19 protein-coding genes and 1 pseudogene are annotated in these 18,941 nt (G+C 41.8%); 19 read left to right on the top strand and 1 reads right to left on the bottom strand.

All coding sequences use genetic code 11. The features are described 5' to 3' along the window. The 16 genes from BLQ82_RS24305 to BLQ82_RS32835 form a co-directional block, all read left to right on the top strand. On the top strand, window positions 1-706 hold a 706-nt coding region (locus BLQ82_RS24305; protein WP_280140378.1), incomplete at its 5' end, for a helicase-related protein. Next, window positions 703-1,566, top strand: a complete 864-nt coding sequence (locus tag BLQ82_RS24300) for a ComFC family protein (protein ID WP_062523120.1) — start codon at window positions 703-705, stop codon at window positions 1,564-1,566. The genes BLQ82_RS24305 and BLQ82_RS24300, both read left to right, overlap by 4 nt. A gap of 168 nt (window positions 1,567-1,734) precedes the next feature. Next, a complete protein-coding gene (locus BLQ82_RS24295) occupies window positions 1,735-2,142 on the top strand; it encodes a TIGR03826 family flagellar region protein (protein ID WP_062523149.1) in 408 nt (135 codons plus the stop codon). Between the two features lie 106 nt (window positions 2,143-2,248). Continuing rightward, window positions 2,249-2,536, top strand: coding sequence for a flagellar biosynthesis anti-sigma factor FlgM (gene flgM / locus BLQ82_RS24290; protein WP_020432287.1), 288 nt, complete (start codon window positions 2,249-2,251; stop codon window positions 2,534-2,536). Between the two features lie 12 nt (window positions 2,537-2,548). Beyond that, window positions 2,549-3,049: a flagellar protein FlgN gene (locus tag BLQ82_RS24285; protein ID WP_062523118.1), complete on the top strand. Its 501-nt coding sequence runs from the start codon at window positions 2,549-2,551 to the stop codon at window positions 3,047-3,049. Between the two features lie 17 nt (window positions 3,050-3,066). Further along, on the top strand, window positions 3,067-4,647 hold the full coding sequence (gene flgK / locus BLQ82_RS24280) for a flagellar hook-associated protein FlgK (RefSeq protein ID WP_062523116.1): 1,581 nt from the start codon (window positions 3,067-3,069) through the stop codon (window positions 4,645-4,647). A 21-nt stretch (window positions 4,648-4,668) separates the two neighbouring features. Beyond that, a complete protein-coding gene (gene flgL / locus BLQ82_RS24275; RefSeq protein ID WP_062523114.1) occupies window positions 4,669-5,577 on the top strand; it encodes a flagellar hook-associated protein FlgL in 909 nt (302 codons plus the stop codon). 84 nt (window positions 5,578-5,661) lie between these two features. Then, window positions 5,662-6,111, top strand: coding sequence for a flagellar assembly protein FliW (locus BLQ82_RS24270; protein WP_062523112.1), 450 nt, complete (start codon window positions 5,662-5,664; stop codon window positions 6,109-6,111). Continuing rightward, window positions 6,111-6,344, top strand: a complete 234-nt coding sequence (csrA, locus tag BLQ82_RS24265) for a carbon storage regulator CsrA (protein WP_062523110.1) — start codon at window positions 6,111-6,113, stop codon at window positions 6,342-6,344. The genes BLQ82_RS24270 and csrA overlap by 1 nt, the downstream gene beginning before the upstream one ends. Window positions 6,345-6,542: 198 nt before the next feature. Further along, on the top strand, window positions 6,543-7,313 hold the full coding sequence (locus BLQ82_RS24260) for a flagellin N-terminal helical domain-containing protein (RefSeq protein ID WP_062523108.1): 771 nt from the start codon (window positions 6,543-6,545) through the stop codon (window positions 7,311-7,313). A gap of 157 nt (window positions 7,314-7,470) precedes the next feature. Further along, window positions 7,471-7,830: a flagellar protein FlaG gene (locus BLQ82_RS24255; RefSeq protein ID WP_074648586.1), complete on the top strand. Its 360-nt coding sequence runs from the start codon at window positions 7,471-7,473 to the stop codon at window positions 7,828-7,830. Between the two features lie 15 nt (window positions 7,831-7,845). After that, window positions 7,846-9,294, top strand: coding sequence for a flagellar filament capping protein FliD (gene fliD, locus BLQ82_RS24250; protein ID WP_062523106.1), 1,449 nt, complete (start codon window positions 7,846-7,848; stop codon window positions 9,292-9,294). A 20-nt stretch (window positions 9,295-9,314) separates the two neighbouring features. Then, the gene (gene fliS, locus BLQ82_RS24245; RefSeq protein WP_062523104.1) at window positions 9,315-9,704 is read left to right on the top strand and encodes a flagellar export chaperone FliS; all 390 of its coding nucleotides are present in this window, start codon (window positions 9,315-9,317) and stop codon (window positions 9,702-9,704) included. Beyond that, a complete protein-coding gene (locus tag BLQ82_RS24240; protein ID WP_062523102.1) occupies window positions 9,701-10,039 on the top strand; it encodes a hypothetical protein in 339 nt (112 codons plus the stop codon). Before fliS ends, BLQ82_RS24240 begins: the two co-directional genes overlap by 4 nt. 21 nt (window positions 10,040-10,060) lie before the next feature. After that, window positions 10,061-12,031, top strand: coding sequence for a tetratricopeptide repeat-containing glycosyltransferase family 2 protein (locus tag BLQ82_RS24235; protein ID WP_062523100.1), 1,971 nt, complete (start codon window positions 10,061-10,063; stop codon window positions 12,029-12,031). 269 nt (window positions 12,032-12,300) lie between these two features. Further along, a complete protein-coding gene (locus BLQ82_RS32835) occupies window positions 12,301-13,158 on the top strand; it encodes a hypothetical protein (protein ID WP_062523096.1) in 858 nt (285 codons plus the stop codon). A 340-nt stretch (window positions 13,159-13,498) separates the two neighbouring features. On the opposite strand, the pseudogene BLQ82_RS24225 reads toward BLQ82_RS32835, so the two are convergent. Further along, window positions 13,499-13,740, bottom strand: a pseudogene (locus tag BLQ82_RS24225) (discoidin domain-containing protein); the annotation flags it as partial. 439 nt (window positions 13,741-14,179) lie between these two features. On the opposite strand from BLQ82_RS24225, the gene BLQ82_RS32830 reads away from it, so the two are divergent. The 3 genes from BLQ82_RS32830 (at window position 14,180) to BLQ82_RS24210 (ending at window position 18,866) form a co-directional block, all read left to right on the top strand. Next, on the top strand, window positions 14,180-14,620 hold the full coding sequence (locus BLQ82_RS32830) for a Gfo/Idh/MocA family oxidoreductase (protein ID WP_244280977.1): 441 nt from the start codon (window positions 14,180-14,182) through the stop codon (window positions 14,618-14,620). A 370-nt stretch (window positions 14,621-14,990) separates the two neighbouring features. Next, on the top strand, window positions 14,991-17,522 hold the full coding sequence (locus tag BLQ82_RS24215; RefSeq protein ID WP_062523090.1) for an NHL repeat-containing protein: 2,532 nt from the start codon (window positions 14,991-14,993) through the stop codon (window positions 17,520-17,522). A 12-nt stretch (window positions 17,523-17,534) separates the two neighbouring features. Next, complete coding sequence (locus BLQ82_RS24210) at window positions 17,535-18,866, top strand: Gfo/Idh/MocA family oxidoreductase (RefSeq protein ID WP_062523088.1); 1,332 nt, start codon at window positions 17,535-17,537, stop codon at window positions 18,864-18,866. Window positions 18,867-18,941: the final 75 nt, after the last annotated feature.

The raw sequence follows: 18,941 nt of genomic DNA, 5'->3' as shown, positions 1-18,941 counted from the left end.
CGGTTATCCTTATCATAACGATCCCATGCTGGCATTTGCGGCGGAGCATGCCTGCAAACCGGGAGGATCGTTCATCTATCTGTCGGCTACACCGCCAGAAGAGCTGCAGCGTTTGGCCCGTTCCGGCAAGCTCCCGCATGCCAGGGTGCCTGTCCGTTTTCACGGGCATCCCTTGCCGGTTCCGCAGCATTTAGAAGTGTCTCCGCTCCACATGTGCTTGAAGCGCGGGGCTTTGCCCGCAAAGCTGCTGCAGGCACTTCGCAAATCCTTTGCCCGCGAGGCACAAATCTTTCTTTTTGTGTCGCGAATAGCTCACATTGATAGATTGCTGGTCCTTCTCCGCCAGAGCTTTCCCGAAGCCGCAATGGAGGGTACCTCCTCCCAGGACCCGGCAAGAACGGAGAAGGTTGCGGCTTTCCGCAGCCGGTCAATCTCGCTTCTCGTCACCACCACCATACTTGAAAGGGGAGTTACCGTTCCCCGCAGCGATGTCTTTATTCTGGATGCGGACAGCAGCCTTTTTGACGAGGCTTCACTGGTGCAGATGGCCGGAAGAGCGGGGCGCTCCAAGGAAGATCCAGCCGGAACCGTACTATTCTTCTCTCCGCAATGGACGAAATCTCAACGGGGGGCGGTCGCGCAGATTCGAACTATGAATACGATTGCCCGTACACAGGGATACATACGCAAGGAAGTGAGTTTATGAGGTTGAGGGGAACATGGAGCAGAGTAGCCCGGTCCCTGCTGGCTCCGTCCACTTCGGACTGCCTCATATGCGGTAAAAAAAGTCGGGCTTCCTCAGAGCTTACGGGAGTCTGCAAGAGCTGCCAAGCTTCAATCCCCTGGATTCGCCATCCGCGCTGCCCCAAATGCGGCCGCCATGTGGGCTGTCCCGATTGCAGCCGCGGCAGCGACCCGGTTCCGATTATCTGCAACCGCAGTGCAGTGGCCTACACCAGTGGTATGCGTGAAATCCTGGGGCAGTATAAATACCGCGGTAACGAGCGTCTGGGCCCCTTGCTTGGACTGATGCTGGATCAGGCCTATACGATCCTCCAATCCGAACGGGGGCAGACGCCGCGTGATGGAGGCTCTAAGCAACGACATCAATTCATTCCTGCTTTCAAAAACAAACGCACCCGCTTATGGCAAGCCGATCTGCTGGTCCCGGTTCCCGTCAGTGATTCCCGGCTTGCTGAACGCGGATTCAATCAGGCGGAGCGGCTTGCGGACGTCTTGTCCCGGCGCAGAGGGGTTCCGCAGCTGCCGCTGCTGGTCCGCACCCATCATACCGGCAAACAGAGCTTCAAAACCCGGGCCGAACGGCTGGCTGATATGAAGCATGCTTTTGCAGTCAACCCTGATCCAGCAGCTGGCTCACAGTTTGCCTGTTGGCTTGAATTATCCGGACAGGAGAGAGGGGGGCGGCCTTTGCAGATCATCATTGTCGATGATATCTACACAACAGGAAGTACGATCCGTGCCTGTGCGGAAACCATTGCATTATGGGCCGCCGGCTTTGGCTGTACTTTAGAAATCTACAGCCTGACTTGGGCCCGATCTTAATCAGCAGCATTCTCCATAGGTATTTAGTATTTTTTTGTAAAACAAATATAAACATAACGTATATATAACCGATACTAATCATAGACGAAGCCTCAGCAATCATGTAATCTAGGAGCATAAGATATTTAAACGCAGCACAAAATGTATGGAAGGGAGCCGCTGCTGAAAATGAATCTGGACAATTGCCCGCGGTGCGGCCGGTTATACGTCAAAAACATCATGGAGCTGTGCCAGCCTTGTGTTAAGGATTTGGAGCATCAATATGAAATCTGTGTGAATTATTTGCGTGAAAACAGAGGCACTAATATTCAGGAACTGTCCGATGCAACGGAGATTCCGATTAAGGAAATCACCCGTTTTATTCGTGAAGGCCGAATTTCTATAGCGAATGCGCCGAATATGATGTACCCTTGTGAAGTCTGCGGAACCTTAATTCGGGAAGGGCATATGTGCGACAGCTGCCGCAGCCGGTTGCGCAAAGATATCTCAAATGTGATCAAAGAAAGTGCTGCTGCAGAAACACCTAAGAAGCCGGGCGAAGGTGCATACAGGGCCGTCGACAAGCTCCGCGAATAATTAAATCTGTAAAAAAACGCTTGCAGCTATAAAAAATGTTTCAAAGATGGCCGATAAACTTAGTAAAGATTATCGGCTTTTTTATACCAGAAGGAAGGTGGAAGTTATGAAAATTAACGAGACCGGACGTATTAATGCGATTAACCCGTATCAACGCAACGCGGAAACGCAAAGACAGGAACAACTGAAGAAAAGCACACGCAAGGATGAGGTTTCGATCTCTGATGAAGCGATAAAGCTACTGCAGGCACAGAAGAGCGGGGAAGTTGACGCTGAACGCGCCAGCAGAATAGAAAGCTTGAAACAGCAAGTTTCCGCAGGTACCTACCAAGTTGACGCAGCCAAGCTCGCAGCCTCACTCGCCCCCTACTTCAAGCAATCCTCCGAGAATTAGGTGAATCCATCCATGACATTGACAACCTTGCTGGAAGTACTCGAGCGGCTGGACGAAGCGCATTTGCAGATGCTGGATCTGGCCGCTGTTAAGAAAGACGCTATTAAGACAAACCAAGTAGATTACCTTATTCAACTCCTTAATAAAGAGTCTAAGCAGATGAAGCTGATCGAGCAGTTGGAGGAAGAACGTATGCAAGCGGCATATGCTTTTTTGCAGGGAGTGGGGATACGTTCCAACCTGAATTTGAACCTGACTGAGTTGTCCAGGCTTGTATTTGACCCTGAAGAGAAACAGCAGTTATTCCATATGCAGCGTAAGCTATCCGGCACATTGCAGCGGCTGAAGGAAGCTAATACGCTGAATCAACAGCTTCTTGAACAAGCGCTCTCCTATATAGACTTTTCTATTGAAAGCATGTCTTATTATTCTGAGACAGAAGCTACTTATCATCACCCGGCGGGAAAAACAGCTGGAGTGCAACGCTCCGGACTTTTTGATTCTCGGGCCTAATTTTGGAGGAGTAAAAGATGACCTCAACATTCCATAGTATAGAAACCGCCAAGCGAAGCCTGAACACCCAGACGGCTGCATTAAACACGGCAGGACATAACATTGCTAATGTCAATACAGAAGGATACTCAAGACAAGTCGTGAAGATGCAAGCCTCTCTTCCTATGGAAGCCTATGGATTCTTGCGCTCTACAGCAGCCGGACAAATGGGCACGGGGGTCGATTTCACGTCGATTGAACGGGTGAGACAGAGTTTTCTGGATGACCAATACCGCAACGAAAGCTCAAACTCAGGCAGCTGGGATGTCAGATTCGACACCCTACAAAAGCTTGAATCTATTGTGAATGAACCATCAGATACCGGTATCCGCAAGGTTCTGGATAATTTCTGGAATGCCTGGTCTGACCTGAGTCAGGATCCCGAGAATATTACCAACCGCAAAATCGTCAAAGAAACAACAAAGGCGCTTACAGATGCTATGAATCAAGTCAGCACGCAATTGGATGCTTTGACCACTGACCTGACCAGCAATATATCTCTAAAAACTACAGAGATCAACTCGCTACTACAGACAGTGGCAGATCTTAATAACAACATTACTAAGCTGGAAGGCCTGGGTGATAATCCTAACGATCTCCGGGACCAGCGGGACTTGGCCATCGACAAGCTCTCCAAGCTTGCCAATGTTCAGGTTACCCAGCTCAGTGACGGCTACCAGGTGACTTTGAGCGGTCAATTGGTTGTGACTGGTGATCAGGTAACCGCAGTAACGGCGGATGGATTAAAGGCCGCATACGACGGAGGGACACTTACCGGCGGAGAAGTCTATGGCATGTTTATGTCCCGTGATAAATACGTAACCGATTATAAGAGTCAGATGAACCAACTTGCTAATACACTTGCTAATGGCGACATTGAAATTACTTTGCCTGCCGGAACAGTTTTACCTGAAGGAACTGTCCTGAATACCGGAGCCAATGGCACACCTGTTACATATTCGAATGTGAATAATAACCGGACCATAACAGCGGACACCAAAGTAACTGTCAAAGGAATTAATGGACTGCTGCAACTAGGTTACACTGTTAGCGGCGCAACACCGGAAAAGGGACTTGCGCTTTTTACTTCTAAAGATAGCGGAGCTATTACAGCGGGCAATATTACACTTAATCCGTTGATTGCTGCTGACCCTAACAAAATCTCTACCTCAATGCGTGTAACCGGCGCGGGTACTGCCAATGAGAAGGTTGTTATTGGAAATAATGATATGGCGTTGACCATGGCGGGACTAAAGACTGCCAAATTTGATTTTGGATCTGCATTGTCCACACCAGGAACCATGGATGATTATTTCAGCTCTATAGTCGGACAACTAGGTGTTCAGACGCAGGAAGCCGAACGTCAGGCGAAAAATGCCGAACAGCTGACAGAGCAGGTAGAATTGAACAGAGCTTCGGTTAGTGGTGTATCACTGGATGAGGAAATGACTGATCTGATCAAATTTCAGCATGCTTACAGCGCAGCTTCCAGATTTATGACCACATTTGACGAGCTTCTAAACAAACTAATTAACGGAACAGGCCGCGTAGGTCTCTAATCTGAGGAAGGAGGGGAATCCATGTCTATTCGTGTAACCCAAGGAATGATGAGCATGCAGACGCTCAGCAATCTGAACAGAAATAACAGTGTTAGAAGTGACTTGGCCGATCAGGCCTCCACCGGACGTAAGATCAATAAACCCTCTGATAACCCGGTGGGTGTGACCTATTCACTGCGTTATAGAGCAGAACTAGCTTCCAATGAGCAGTTTCAGACAAATGCTGATGCTGCTGTTAGCTGGCTTGATTTCACCGACAGCACAATGCAGCAGGCCACTGACGTAATGAAACGTCTAAAGGAACTGACTGTACAGGCTTCAAGTTCAACCGTGCCGAAGTCCGGGTTGGATGCAATCAAACTGGAAGTGGAACAACTTAAGGATCAGTTGGGGAATATTGGAAACGCTCAAATTAGAGGGAAATATATTTTTAACGGGCAAAATTTTGACAAGCCTCCATATGAGTTATCAGGCACGGTTACCAACTTCGCTCAGATTGATACGGATTCTGGAGCAGTGAAATACGCGATTGGAGATCAGTCGACATTTCAGGTGAACACACCGGGCAGCGAATTTTTTGGGGCATCTACAGACAGTGATAATATCTATAAGGTAATGGACGATCTGATTTCGGCATTAGGTAGTGAAAACTACACAGGTATTGCAGCACAAGCTGGCAAAATTGAATCCAGGTCTACTAAAATGCAAGCAGCGCTGTCTGAAGTAGGGGCCCGAACTAACCGTGTTGAACTGGTGCAGGATCGTTTGAATGAACGGGAATTGAATCTGACGACGCTGCAGGCCAAGGTTGAGGATGCGGATATTGCAGAAGTGATGATTAAATCTACAACAGCGCAGACTATTTATGAAGCTGCTCTAAAGTCCTCTGCTTCGATATTACAGCCCTCGTTGATGGATTTTATGAGATAAGCTTGATTCTTTGAAATCGAAATGAGAAGCTATGGACACGAAGTCCATAGCTTCTTTTGCTAGTATTCCTAGGAGGATGAGATAATGACACACAATCATGTACAACAAGAGAACACTATAGAGACAAATGCGCTTACATTTTTATTTCCCAAAGGACTACCCGGTTTTGAGCAGCTAAAGAAATTTTCGCTTAAGGAACACAATGATATATTTAGTTTACTGAGTGCGGTAGATCAGCCGGAGGTAACATTTATTACAGTTAATCCTTTTGATTTTGTTCCGGATTATGAGTTTGTTCTTCCTCAGGATACTATTCAGGAGCTTGGAATGAAGGATGAGAAACATGTTTCTGTACGCTGTATAGTCACCTGGCACAGTGATCGTTTGAAGGTATCGGTCAATCTGCTGGCACCACTCATTTTTAACACAGTAGACCGTAAAGGCAAGCAAATTGTGCTTCAGAACACTACGTACACAACCAAACATCCATTATGGACAGGTTCCCCAAAGACTCATGAAGGCGGTGATTCCTAATGCTGGTACTAAGCCGGAAAAAGGGTGAATCCATTGTGATTCAGAACGATATTGTGGTTACCGTCCTTGCTGTTGAGGGAGATGTCGTAAAGATTGGGATCTCAGCACCAAAGGATATTGATATTTACCGGAAAGAGATTTTTGATGCCATTCAGCAAAACAATCAGAGTGCTGTTATGGATCTTGAGGCTGTTCAAAAGGCGATGCTGGGGATGAACGGTGGAAAAAAGTGAGACTTAGGACTCAATAAATTATGCATAGGTTTCAAAAAAAAGTTTTGGATTCAAGGAAAAATATGAAGTCTACTATTAACAATATCAAGTAGAAGGTCGATATATACTTTAGAGCGGTAATTCTTCAGGGCGGCCGACCTGTGAAGACGCTAACCACATGGATGTGGGAACAATATAATTTCAGGGAGGAAATATCAAATGATTATCAATCATAATATTCCGGCATTAAACACACACCGTAACATGGGTCTGAACACAACTGCTACAAGCAAAAACATGGAGAAATTGTCTTCCGGTCTGCGCATCAACCGTGCAGCTGACGATGCAGCTGGTTTGTCCATCTCCGAATCGATGCGCGGTCAAATCCGTGGTTTGGAACAAGCACAACGCAATGCTCAAGACGGTATCTCGTTCGTACAAACGGCTGAAGGTGCAATGAACGAAGTATCCTCCATGCTTACTCGCATGAAGGAACTGAATGTTCAAAAAGCAAGTGGAACTTACAGCTCGAACGATAAAGCTAACATCGACAAAGAGTTGGATCAACTGGGTGATCAAATCGATGAAATCATGACGAAAACTACCTTTAACGGTATCAGTATCACAGCTGGCGCAGATATTACTGTTAATGATAAAGCAACTAGTACAATTTCGATTGGTTCCATCACAGTTACTGGGATTACTGGTTTGAGTTCAACTACATCTCTTGCTAATGTAGAAACAGCAATCAAGAACGTTTCCTCAGAACGCGCTAAACTGGGTGCTGTGCAAAACCGTCTAGAGTACACTTCTAACAACATCGGAACTACAGTTGAGAACTTGTCTGCTGCAGAATCCCGTATTCGTGATACTGATATGGCTAAGGAAATGGTTGCTCTGTCCAAGAACAACATCTTGCTGCAGGCTTCACAATCGATGTTGGCTCAAGCAAACTCTGCTCCACAAGGTATCCTGTCTGTACTTCGTTAATCTTCATAGTTTTTTGGGAAGAGGCCTTGAATTTCAAGGCCTCTTTTCTTTTTTCTTATACTCCCCGACTACATATTCACTTCTCATAATCCGATATATATAGTAACGAACTTGAATTACTAGATGGATGCTCAATACATGTGGGGAGGTATAGTCTTTGAGCAACAAAATCGTACCCAGTAATACTCCTGCTGCAGTACAGGGAGTTGTGTTTCCAACGAAGGGCAGCAGTGAAAATGATACCTCATTTAAAAGCAGTGAACTTGCTATAGAGACAGCAAGTTTGCCTGTTGAAAGAGATCAACTGATTCAACAGTTAGAGAAGGCAATTCGGGCGGTGCAAGGACCAGAGAAATTATTTAAAATATCTATTCATGAACAGACCCATGCCATAATGGTTAAGGTGTTTGATAAGCAAACAGGTGATTTAATACGAGAAATCCCACCAGAGAAGCTACTAGATGTAGCTGCAAATATGATGGAGTTAAGCGGACTTATTGTGGACGAAAAGGCATAAAATCAGGAGGTTAATATGAGAATTGGCGGACTGGCATCAGGTATGGATATTGATTCAATGGTAAAAAAATTAATGACGGCAGCCAGAGTTCCTTTGGATAAGCTGAATCAGCAAAAACAACAGCTGGAGTGGAAAAGAGAAGGTTACCGTACAATAAGTACGACCTTGGTTGGTTTAAACGACAAGCTGTCTACCTTTGGTAGAACCGATTCTATTAACTCTAAAAAAGCTACTGTTACAGGAGCTTCCAATGTAACTGCTACAGCTACCGGGGCAGCAACCAACTCAGTTTTGAATATTAAGGTTTCCAATCTGGCAACGGCTTCTTCCGTCGTATCCACAAACGGGGTAGCTAATGCAACAAAAATATCCGAGGTTTACTCTAATGGAGCGGGTAGTATTACCATTGGTACAGCAACAATTAATTTTTCGGCTGATGAAACCATTGATTCACTTGTCAAGAAAATCAATAACGATAAAAGTACGGGAGTTACTGCGGTGTATGACACTGCTTCTGGTAAAATGTCTTTCACCAATAGGGAGACAGGGGAAAAGAATATAACATTATCAGGTGATTTGCTAACTAGTCTTGGAATGACTACGGTCAACAAAGGGATGGACGCTGTTGTTGAGATTAATGGGTTAACCACAAAGCAGTCATCCAATAACTTCACGATCAATGGTGTGAACATCTCCTTGAAGGGCGCTACACCTGCTGGAGAAACATCTCAGATCCAAGTGTCCCAGGACGTAGATAAGATGGTCGAAACGATTAAATCTTTTGTGGATTCTTATAACGCGACAATAGCCACCCTTAACCAAAAAACATCTGAGGAACGTTTCAGAAAGTTTTTGCCTTTAAGCACAGAGCAAAAGGGAGATATGAAAGAGGATGAGATCAAACTCTGGGAGACCAAAGCAAAAAGTGGTATGCTCAGAAATGACTCGATTATTGATAAATCACTCAGTGATATGAGATCGGCTATGATAACGGATGTTGAACTTCCAGATGGGTCCAAAATTAATATGACACAAATAGGTATTACAACAGGGAAATACAGTGAAAATGGAAAACTAGTTCTGGACGAAACAAAGTTACGTGCTGCTCTGGATGCTGATCCGGAGAAAGTCTCTGCTATATTTGGACAAACCGACTATTCAACAAAAACAGATTATACTCCTAAAGATGGTCTTTTTAATCGTCTAAAAAAAATCGATAATGTTGCTCTAGCGTCTATGTATGAAAAAGCAGGGACTTCGCAGGTGAGTAGTGATTTAACCACTGCTTTTATGGTATCCAGTCAAATGGGCGATCAATTAAGGGATTTTGAAACGAAAATTGCAGATTTAAATAAAAGGCTTACTATGAAGGAAACTCAGTATTATAAACAGTTTACTGCTATGGAAACCGCTATGAACAAGTATAACAGCACTTCCTCAAGTTTGACGAGTATGTTATCTTAATCCAACAAGGAGGAGTTTCTTTGATCACTTCACCCTATCAAAAATATCAACAGACTCAATTACAGACAGCATCTCCGGCGCAACTTCTGTTGATGCTTTATGATGGCGCCATTCGATTCATTCGCATGGGAACCTCCGGTATTGACGAGAAAAATTACGAAAAAGCTAATACGAATTTATGTAAAGCCCAGGCAGTAATTAATGAGCTAATAGCAGCGCTAAACCATGATTATCCAGTTTCCAAAAATTTGTATCAAGTCTATGAATATATGATTTTTCAATTAATTCAGTCAAATCTCAAGAAAGATAAGAAACCCGCCACTGAGGTGCTTGAGTATCTGATGGAATTACGTGAAGCATGGTATGAAGCCAGCAAATCAGTGAATTCAACTGCGGAACAAGCTCAATGAGTACGCTGGGGAAGTATATTAATGAGTTGGAATTGCTGACTGCAGAGATCGTTCGCTCAATAGATCAAATAGAGTATGAACAACTTGCTGCCTTCTCTGAACAAAGAGAGCAGCTTGTTTTTTCAATTGAATCTCAAAGAGGGCTGCTTACAACTGAATATAAGCTCCGGTTGCGGAAATTAAGTGAATTTGATAAGATAATTCTTTCCAAGATGGAGTACTTTAGACAGAATGCCAGTGACTGGTTGGAGAAACAAGGGACTATTAAAGTTCAAAAAAATGCATATACTTCACAGTACGCAGCAAATAGTTTGTTTTTTGACCAAAAGAATTAACTTAAAGGGCTGATTATTTTTATGACGCAACTTAGTGTTTGTATGATCGTGAAGGATGAAGAAGCTCTTTTGTCACGCTGCTTGGAAAGTGTGAAAGGAATTGCTGACGAGATTATTATCGTTGATACGGGATCAACTGATAGAACTAAACAGATTGCGGAAAACTTCGGTGCAAAGATCTATGATTACGTATGGTCCAATGATTTTGCTGCTGCCCGAAACGAATCGCTTCGTCATGCTGTTGGAAAGTGGATTTTAGTACTTGATGCAGATGAATATTTGGGCTCAAATGATCATTCGAAATGGATCGAATTTCTCCAAAAGGAGAAGCCGGAGGCCCATCTTGCCTATACACTGCCAGTCATTAACTTTACCGGGGAAAAAGATTATCAGGAGGAAATGACGACAGCTCCAGTAACACGTCTGTTTCCAAACTTTAAAGGAATACACTTTGAACGTCCTATTCACGAACAATTAACAAGGGGTGGTAAAGAGAAGTTATTGCATAAAAAAATTTCTCTTGAGATTTATCATACAGGGTATCAGCTTCAACGCGTAACAGAAAAGAGCAAGCATGAACGGAACATGTCAATCTTTAACGAAATGAAGAAGGCTAACAAACTGAGCGCCTACGATTGGTTTACACTTGGTAACCAATATCGCTTCGGGAAGGAAGAAGAGGAGGCGCTTCAATGTTATGAACGCGCAGCAAAAGGGGCCACGGCTAAAGAGGCATGGTACTCGCATTGTTTGATGGGACTTATAAGCTTGTACTTTAAGAATGGTCGCTTGGACTCCTCATGGCGCTGGACTGAAAAAGAATTATATAAATATAAGAATTTTTCAGAATATCATACCATTAAGGGAATTCATTTTGAGACCTTGGGTTTTTTTGACGATGCAATAGCATCTTACTTAGAGGCAATTAACACCGCAGAACAAAGAGCAAAAAGAAACCAAGATATCTGGCTTGTTGATCCGATGTACAGTTTCGAGACACCGGTGCAGCAGCTCGTAGATATTTATTTTCGTTTAAATGATAATCAGCAGGCTATATATTGGTTGTCCAAGCTCTTGAATAAAAATAACAGAAATCCAAAAGTGTTATTAAAATTGGCGGAATGGCTGTGTCAGAATGAAGAACCTGCTGCAATAATAGGATTTCTAGATAAAATATATGATGTGAGAAATGAAGCAGAATGTAATCTTTTATTTAAAATATCGCTGGTATTAGGTCAGGCTGAGTTGGTTAATTATTACGAGAAATACCTGACTACGTTGGATAATATTAATATTCTGGATCAGTTTCGCTACGTAATTTTAACAGATAAAAAGGAAGAATGGATGTCCCTTCCAATTCCTGAAGTGAATAATGATGTGGATTGGAAACTTCAGATTTGGGTTCAGATGGTTGTGGGTGCTCTTAAGTGGAATTCCCCTCAAAGACTTCGTGAAATCACGCGAATCTTGGATCATGATGATATCACTCAGTTGACTTCAATTGTGGAGAAGCTGTTTTTTGAAAATTCATCTGTGGAAGAAGGATTATTAAAACATTATTCCAGTTCATTGTTTTTAGTTAGCAAGCAGCTATTTCTAATAAAAGAGTTTGAGAAATTTGATCAATTTATTCAGCTTTGCAAATCACCTGGTATAATTAACCAACTGGCGAATTACTTTTACACCTTAAACCTAACCGACATGGCCATGAATTACTATAGTATATTATTGTCCCAGAAGGAGCTGGATTTTAATAGTCTAGTAAACCTTGGGTTATTTCATGCGAATCAAGGTTACTACTCTGATGCCGTTGAGTTCCTTGATGAAGCGATAGATAAGCAGCCTAAAGCCAAACATCTATATTACTCATTAATACAGCATGCAGCTAGGGAACAAAAGCAATACTTTATAGATAAGTTTAACTTGCAATTCCCCGAGTATGGTGGTATTTCATTTGTTCATAACTTTTTTAATAATGCCAAAAAAACTTAGTATAATATTGCTCTAAGACTTATCCAGTGGATGCGTCTTTTTTGATAAGAAAAAAGAAGAAGTGAATAAAAGCCTTGGTGAGAAAAGAAGAGCTAACGGACAAATGACCGCTGTTAGCCAGTAATATGGAGTTCGAAATCCTTGGATTATATCCATTTATTTCCTCAATAACCCTTAAGTATATTGTAAATTTCTGTCGAGAAACAGACTGTTTGTTCGCCTTTATTTAGTGTAAGCTTGATGCATCTATATTAAAGGAGTGGACGGTATTGAAGAAGAAGATAGCAGGGTTCTTGGTTTTATGTACGCTTTTGTTTGTGCTTATACCAGGAGCAACAAAAGCAGCAGAACAACCTGTAGGGTTATTGGATGGAGTAACGATGTTAACTGGTTCTAGCATTTCTAATATACTTGGAAACACCACAAAAGTGACCGATAATGACAATACAACTGTGTTTGACATGGTCACTCAAAGATCAGATTCAAGTGTTGTAGACGTACTTGCCTACGTATTTCAAAATGCTCTAACGGTAAGAGGTTATAAAGTTCATGTAACTAATATTGATACGGGGCCAGTATATATTAAATTTTATAACAGTTCCGGTTCATTGATTTCTCAAATTAATTTGAGCCCTAACGTAGGTGATGATCAAATTCATTACCTACCTAGTCCAATTGAAGGCGTTAAAAAATTTGAGCTATTCCAGCAGGGGAGTACTACATATCATGTTGCTGAGGTGAATTTATACAGTGCGATTCCAGAGCCATCACCAACCGTAACACCGGATGTTACACCAACAATAGAACCAACAGCAACTGCAACGGTAGAACCTACTGCTACACCAGAACCAACAGTAACCCCGTCTCCAACTCCAGAGCAGCCAACAGGCGACCGTGCCATTCTCGTCGTGACGATGAACACCGGCCTTGAAAAAGAGTTTGACCTGAGCATGGATGAAGTGAATTCCTTTATCAACTGGTATGAGAATAAGCAAGCCGGTACAGGGAAGGCATCGTATGCCATTGATAAGCACGACAATAACAAAGGACCATTTACCAGCAGAAAAGACTATGTGATTTTTGATAAGATCCTTACCTTCAGCGTAAACGAATATTCTGCGAAATAGCATTTTACACGTTGTTCCAGTAACGAGCACTATACCCTACCAGCAATGGTGGGGTTTTTAATTTTAAGGAGTGAATTATTTCAGTATTACATACAAAGTCCTGGAGAGCGATATAGTATTCTTCGTCGTCGCTCTGTTAGAGTTTAAGGGATGCGTCTGGTTCCGACTGAAGGACGATCCAGAAGAGCGTATAATGGATTACGGTAGCATAGTAGGATATCCCCAGACTCTATCCAAGATAGCAGGAGTCCGGTTCATCCGGAGGGATTTGAGTTTAGAGCATACATAAAATAACCCACCAGGGATGTGCCTGACGGGTTGGTTTTTTTCTATATACTACTGTGTGCTCACTTACTTCAAAGGTAAGGATCTTATCGAAGATTTCATAATCTTTTCGGCTTGTGAATGGTCCCTTATTGTTGGCATGTTTATTAATTGCATAGAATGCCATTCCTGTGCTGGATTGTTTATTTTCGTACCAATTCATAAAGTCATTGACTTCCTCCATACTTAGATCGAATTCCTTTCAAGGCTAGTATTCATCGTCACCATCAGGATCGACCGATCGCCCGTTGGTGTCGGGAAACAATTTTCACACCAGTATCCTACGATAGCCGAGTTGGAAACTAAAAGTGTTAGGCCCAACTCCAGGTGAGCAACCTTATTCATCCGTTAGGGGGGGTTGTTAAATGTAACGATTAATCATAAATATAAGGTTTTTGTATTTTTATGTCGAATTTATATACTGAAATGATTGTCGAAAATAATATTTGGGTGATAATATGGTGTTTAAATAGAAGTGAGGTAAAACTATGGTGATGGAGTATAGAGCAGTGCCTCCTGAAGATCTAAGGCAGATGCAACTGATACAGCATTTTAACCTTCCCTACTCCAAATAATGGATACTACGGTTATTACCGAAAGTGGTACGTAGACCTGGCAGACATAGAATTTGAGGGTCATTACTTCCCGGCTGCCAAGAATTACGATGGTTATCTGATTTTTAAATTTGGAGAATATCTTGAGTTTCCTCCAGGATGATAGTATTGTCAGGCTTGGAGTTATCGGGTGTGGAAGAATTGTAATGCGGTTTGTACCAGAAGTCAAATATGTAAGCGGATCCAATCTTGAGGGGGTTTACAATCCCCGTGTTGACAGTGCCAGAAAGTATGCAGAACAGTTCTATGAGTATATACGAAAAGCACTCGAACAGGGCAAGTATGTTTCATGTGAGAAATCTCTGGTCCTGCAGACTGCCCAGGCTGATGAGCATTACCAGTCAGCTAAGAATAAGGGACTTGTCTTGTTGGAAGCTATTAAGACAGCTTTAAGATATGCCTATGATCTTATGGCCGACTCATTCAAATCGTATTTCCGCACAATGCTCGTTCTTGATTTTCCATTCACATATAGCTTTACCATCTGTTCCTTGAACTCTGCTGTAAATGTACGTTTTCCTTAGGAATAATAGAAAAATAGATACGGAAGATTGTGGATGTAAGGACGATATGAGCAAGGAAGAACTCATCGTTTAAGGGGTGATGCGAGAACTATTATTCGTTCTGTTAGAGTAAAGAAAGGGCTAACGCAGGGCGCATACCGTTCACAGTCTTCCAAAGTGCCCTGAATCGGCAATTTTCCCCTGACACTTCATTAATAGAAGTTTGTAACCGATATAAGCCATATAATAATAAACTCGTGTATATGTCCGAGGTGCTAGACCCAATAAGACTCAATTTTTTCCTGAAGGCTTCGGTTAGCATAGTTCATGTTTGCGAAGTATAGTAGGGTATGACATAGAAATATTACATTCATACAGAGGCGGGAGTTTGATGAGGAAGCATCAACAAGAACAAATTCAGAAATTAGTAACAACACTGTATGAGGCGACTGATGAAATCAATCGGCAATTTTCCCGAAAAAATATCCCGACTGTAATCAATCTATTGAGAGACTGCCAAGATGCGGCGATTCATATGGGTGAGTTTATAGAGAATTTTGAAGGTGAAGATACACGAACGGTTGAATTGTTAACCGAATACCACACGAGCCTCTATAATATTGCCATGGAAATTGAAACCATCCATGTGAGCTTCATTAAGCAACTAAAAAAAGAACTTAGGATGATTGAAAACAGCATTAGAAATGAGCTCAAGCCAAACAAAATCGAGGTTGCATTTTTCCCTTATAAGGCGTCAATGTGGGACTCGCTTGAAAGCGTATGGATGGCAGCAAACGAAGATGCACAATGCGATGCTTATGTTGTACCTATACCATACTACGACCGAAAACCTGGTGGTTCATTCGGTGAATTTCATTATGAGGGCGGAGATCTGCCTGATTATGTTCCGGTTACTCATTATGAATCCTATGACATAAGTATTCGCAGACCGGATGTTATCTATATTCATAATCCGTATGACATCTACAACACAGTTACTTCTGTTGATCCGAGGTTTTACTCCCATGAATTAAAAAAGTATACAGATACGCTGGTTTATATTCCTTATTATTCGACTTCCGGTGGTATGAGTGAGGGACAAAAGAGTTGTTCTGCATATTATCATGCAGATTATATTATTACACAAGCGGAGAAATATCGTGGCTTTTTTGATTCGAGCTTTTCAAAAAAACTACTTCCATTGGGTTCACCCAAGTTTGATAGGGTTGTGAGAATATGCAATAATCCGCCTGAGCCGCCTGCTGCTTGGAAAGCAAAAATGACAGGTAAAAAGGTTTATTTTTACAACACCAGTATAAACGGTTTATTGAGTAATACTCAAGTATTTTTGAAAAAAATGCAATATGTATTTAGTGTATTTGCAGCCCATGATGATGTATGCCTGCTGTGGAGACCGCATCCATTGCTTGAATCTACACTTGATTCCATGAGACCGGAATTTAAACAGATTTATTCTAAAATAAAAAGATTTTTCATTGAAAATGATATCGGCATTTATGATGACACACCAGATGTTGCAAATACCATCGCGCTTTGTGACGCTTACATTGGTGATTCGGGTACTTCTGTTGTTTCCCTTTTCGGTATTGCAGGAAAGCCGATATTTATTTTGGATAATAATATTAATACGGAACCTGTTGAAGACGACTGGCGCGGTGAAATGATTATCAGAGGATTCAATATGTACACTGATGATAAATGGTTGATTACACGCGGGAATAAACTTTATTATTCTCCGGATAACAATTATAAGTACCAGTATCTATGTGATTTGTCCGATCATGCTTATGGAGATTACTATGCATATACATTGACTTTCGGGAATGAAACGTACATTTGTCCAAGAAATGCACAGGATATAATCATTCTTAATGAGAACAAAATCAGCAAACGTATTAGGTTGAAAAAATACATTGAACGTCCTGGCTCATTTTCAGGAGCAGTAAGCTGTGGAAAATACATTTTCCTAATACCACTTTTTTATCCTGCTATAGTAAGATACAATACTGCAAATGGAGAAATCAAATATTTCGATGCTAATCTTGATATTATTATCGGCAAAGGAAGTGGCGAACGACTGGTAGGCGGCTTTTGTGTTCAGAACGGATATTTGTTTATTGCCTCTCCCGTAGATAACCGTGTGTTGGCCATTGAAGCTGAAAGCGGAAAAGAACAGGTACTGACCACAGGCGGAAATAATGCCGGAGGCTGTATGACGTTGGATTCTGACGGTAGTAATTTATGGTTGATGCCTTTTTCGGGAACTATTGTTACGTGCTGGAATCCTGAAAGCGGTGAAGTTCGTGAATATTCGGATTTTCCTGAGAATCTGAAATGTAGACATATTAATTTTGGCTTTGAATGTATGGAACGGCCTTTTAGCCATCCTGCTTTCTGTGGAGACTATGTCTATTTAGCTCCATATTGGTCGAATATGTACATTAAGCTTAATAGAGTTACAGGTGAATCTATTGAATGGCAACCTCCGTTTGATACTCCGAATAGTATAAAGAACGGATATTATTCTTCATGGTGCAAAAGCTGGTTCCTTTATCCGAAAGGTGAAGCTAAGAAGTTCTATAATTTATTTTCACTTTACGACAGAAAGCTATACAATATTGATTTGGAAAACAGCAAATATGAAGAAATCAATATAGATTTTAACATCAATGAGTTAAAGGCAAACGAGCCGGGGTTTAAAAAGAATTCCGAATGGTTGCAGTATTGCTCCGAAGAAAGTGTGTTTAATACACTCTCTGATTTCCTTGAGGAAAATATCACGGGAAATGCCTTTAATAAGGAGAATCAGATTGCAGCTTATGGAGAAATTGCCGCTAATAATGACGGAACATGTGGTAAAAAGGTCCATGAATTTATTAAAGAGCATCTGAATGGAAATTAGGGGGCTATCTGTATGACTAAAGTAATAACTTACGGTACATTCGATTTGTTCCATGAAGGTCATTACAGACTGCTTCAAAGAGCTAAAGAACTTGGCGATTATCTTATTGTTGGCGTTACCACCGAGGGATATGACCAGACTAGAGGAAAGCTGAATGTAATAGATTCATTGATGACTCGAGTTGAAAATGTTCGAAAAACGGGTTTTGCCGATGAAATTATTATTGAAGAGTCACAGGGACAGAAATTCCGAGATATTAAAAAATATCATATTGATATTTTTACTGTGGGTTCAGACTGGATCGGCCAGTTTGATTATCTTAACGATTATTGTAAGGTTGTATATCTTGAAAGAACTAAGGATATTTCCAGCACAATGCTTCGCACTCAAAATAAGCATATTCAGAGAATTGGAATTATCGGAACAGGACGTATTGCGGAGAGGTTTATACCGGAAGTGAAGCTTGTTAGCGGTATAAATACACAGGGCATATATAATCCAAATGCAGAAAGTGCCATAAGATTTGCCGAAAAATGGCAGATTAATCCCTATACCGATATTGAAGATTTCTTTGCTGCAGTTGATGCGGTTTACATTGCGTCGCCGCACGAAACGCATTACAAATACATCAAAATGTCGCTTGAGCATGGAAAGCATGTTTTCTGTGAAAAACCTATGGTTTTGGAAAAAACACAGGCAGAAGAGCTTTTCGGATATGCAAAGGAGCATAATTTGGTGCTTTTTGAAGGAATTAAAACAGCTTATTGCCCAGGTTTCAGCAAGCTGATGGGAATCGCGTGCAGTGGAATGATCGGGAGTATACGTAATGTTGAGGCTTGCTTTACGAAGCTTGAAAATCCTGCAAGCCGTGAACTGACTGATTTAAAATTCGGTGGTAGCTTCACTGAGCTTGGAAGCTATACAATGCTTCCTATTATTAAGATCTTTGGCACTGAGTACGAAGATATACGATTTGATTCAATAAAAGACGAAAACGGTCTTGATATTTTTACAAAGGCATATTTCAGATATCCAAACGGTATCGGGACTGCTACTTGTGGCCTCGGAGTAAAATCTGAGGGCCAGCTTATCATATCAGGAACTAAAGGATATATCAAAGTGGATTCACCATGGTGGAAAACAACTTATTTTGAGGTACACTATGAAAATCCAAATGATATTGAAAAATACTCTGACAGCTTTCTTGGTGACGGATTGAGATATGAGATCATTGATTTTCTTTCTATGATAAACGGCAACACCGAGAGTGAATTCAAGCTGACATGTAAAGATTCAATTCTAATAGCGGAAATTATGGAAAAGTTTTTGGAGAAACGGAAGTAAATAAGGAAGTTAGGTGTGCTTTGTGATTGAGTGATTTTTATATTATGGATAAAGGATAAATATTGAAAGGGCTGT

Origin of the sequence: Paenibacillus jilunlii (assembly GCF_900102965.1) — a bacterium.
In the GTDB taxonomy this organism is placed as follows: domain Bacteria; phylum Bacillota; class Bacilli; order Paenibacillales; family Paenibacillaceae; genus Paenibacillus_AQ; species Paenibacillus_AQ jilunlii.
This window is presented reverse-complemented; position numbering and strand designations above follow the sequence as displayed.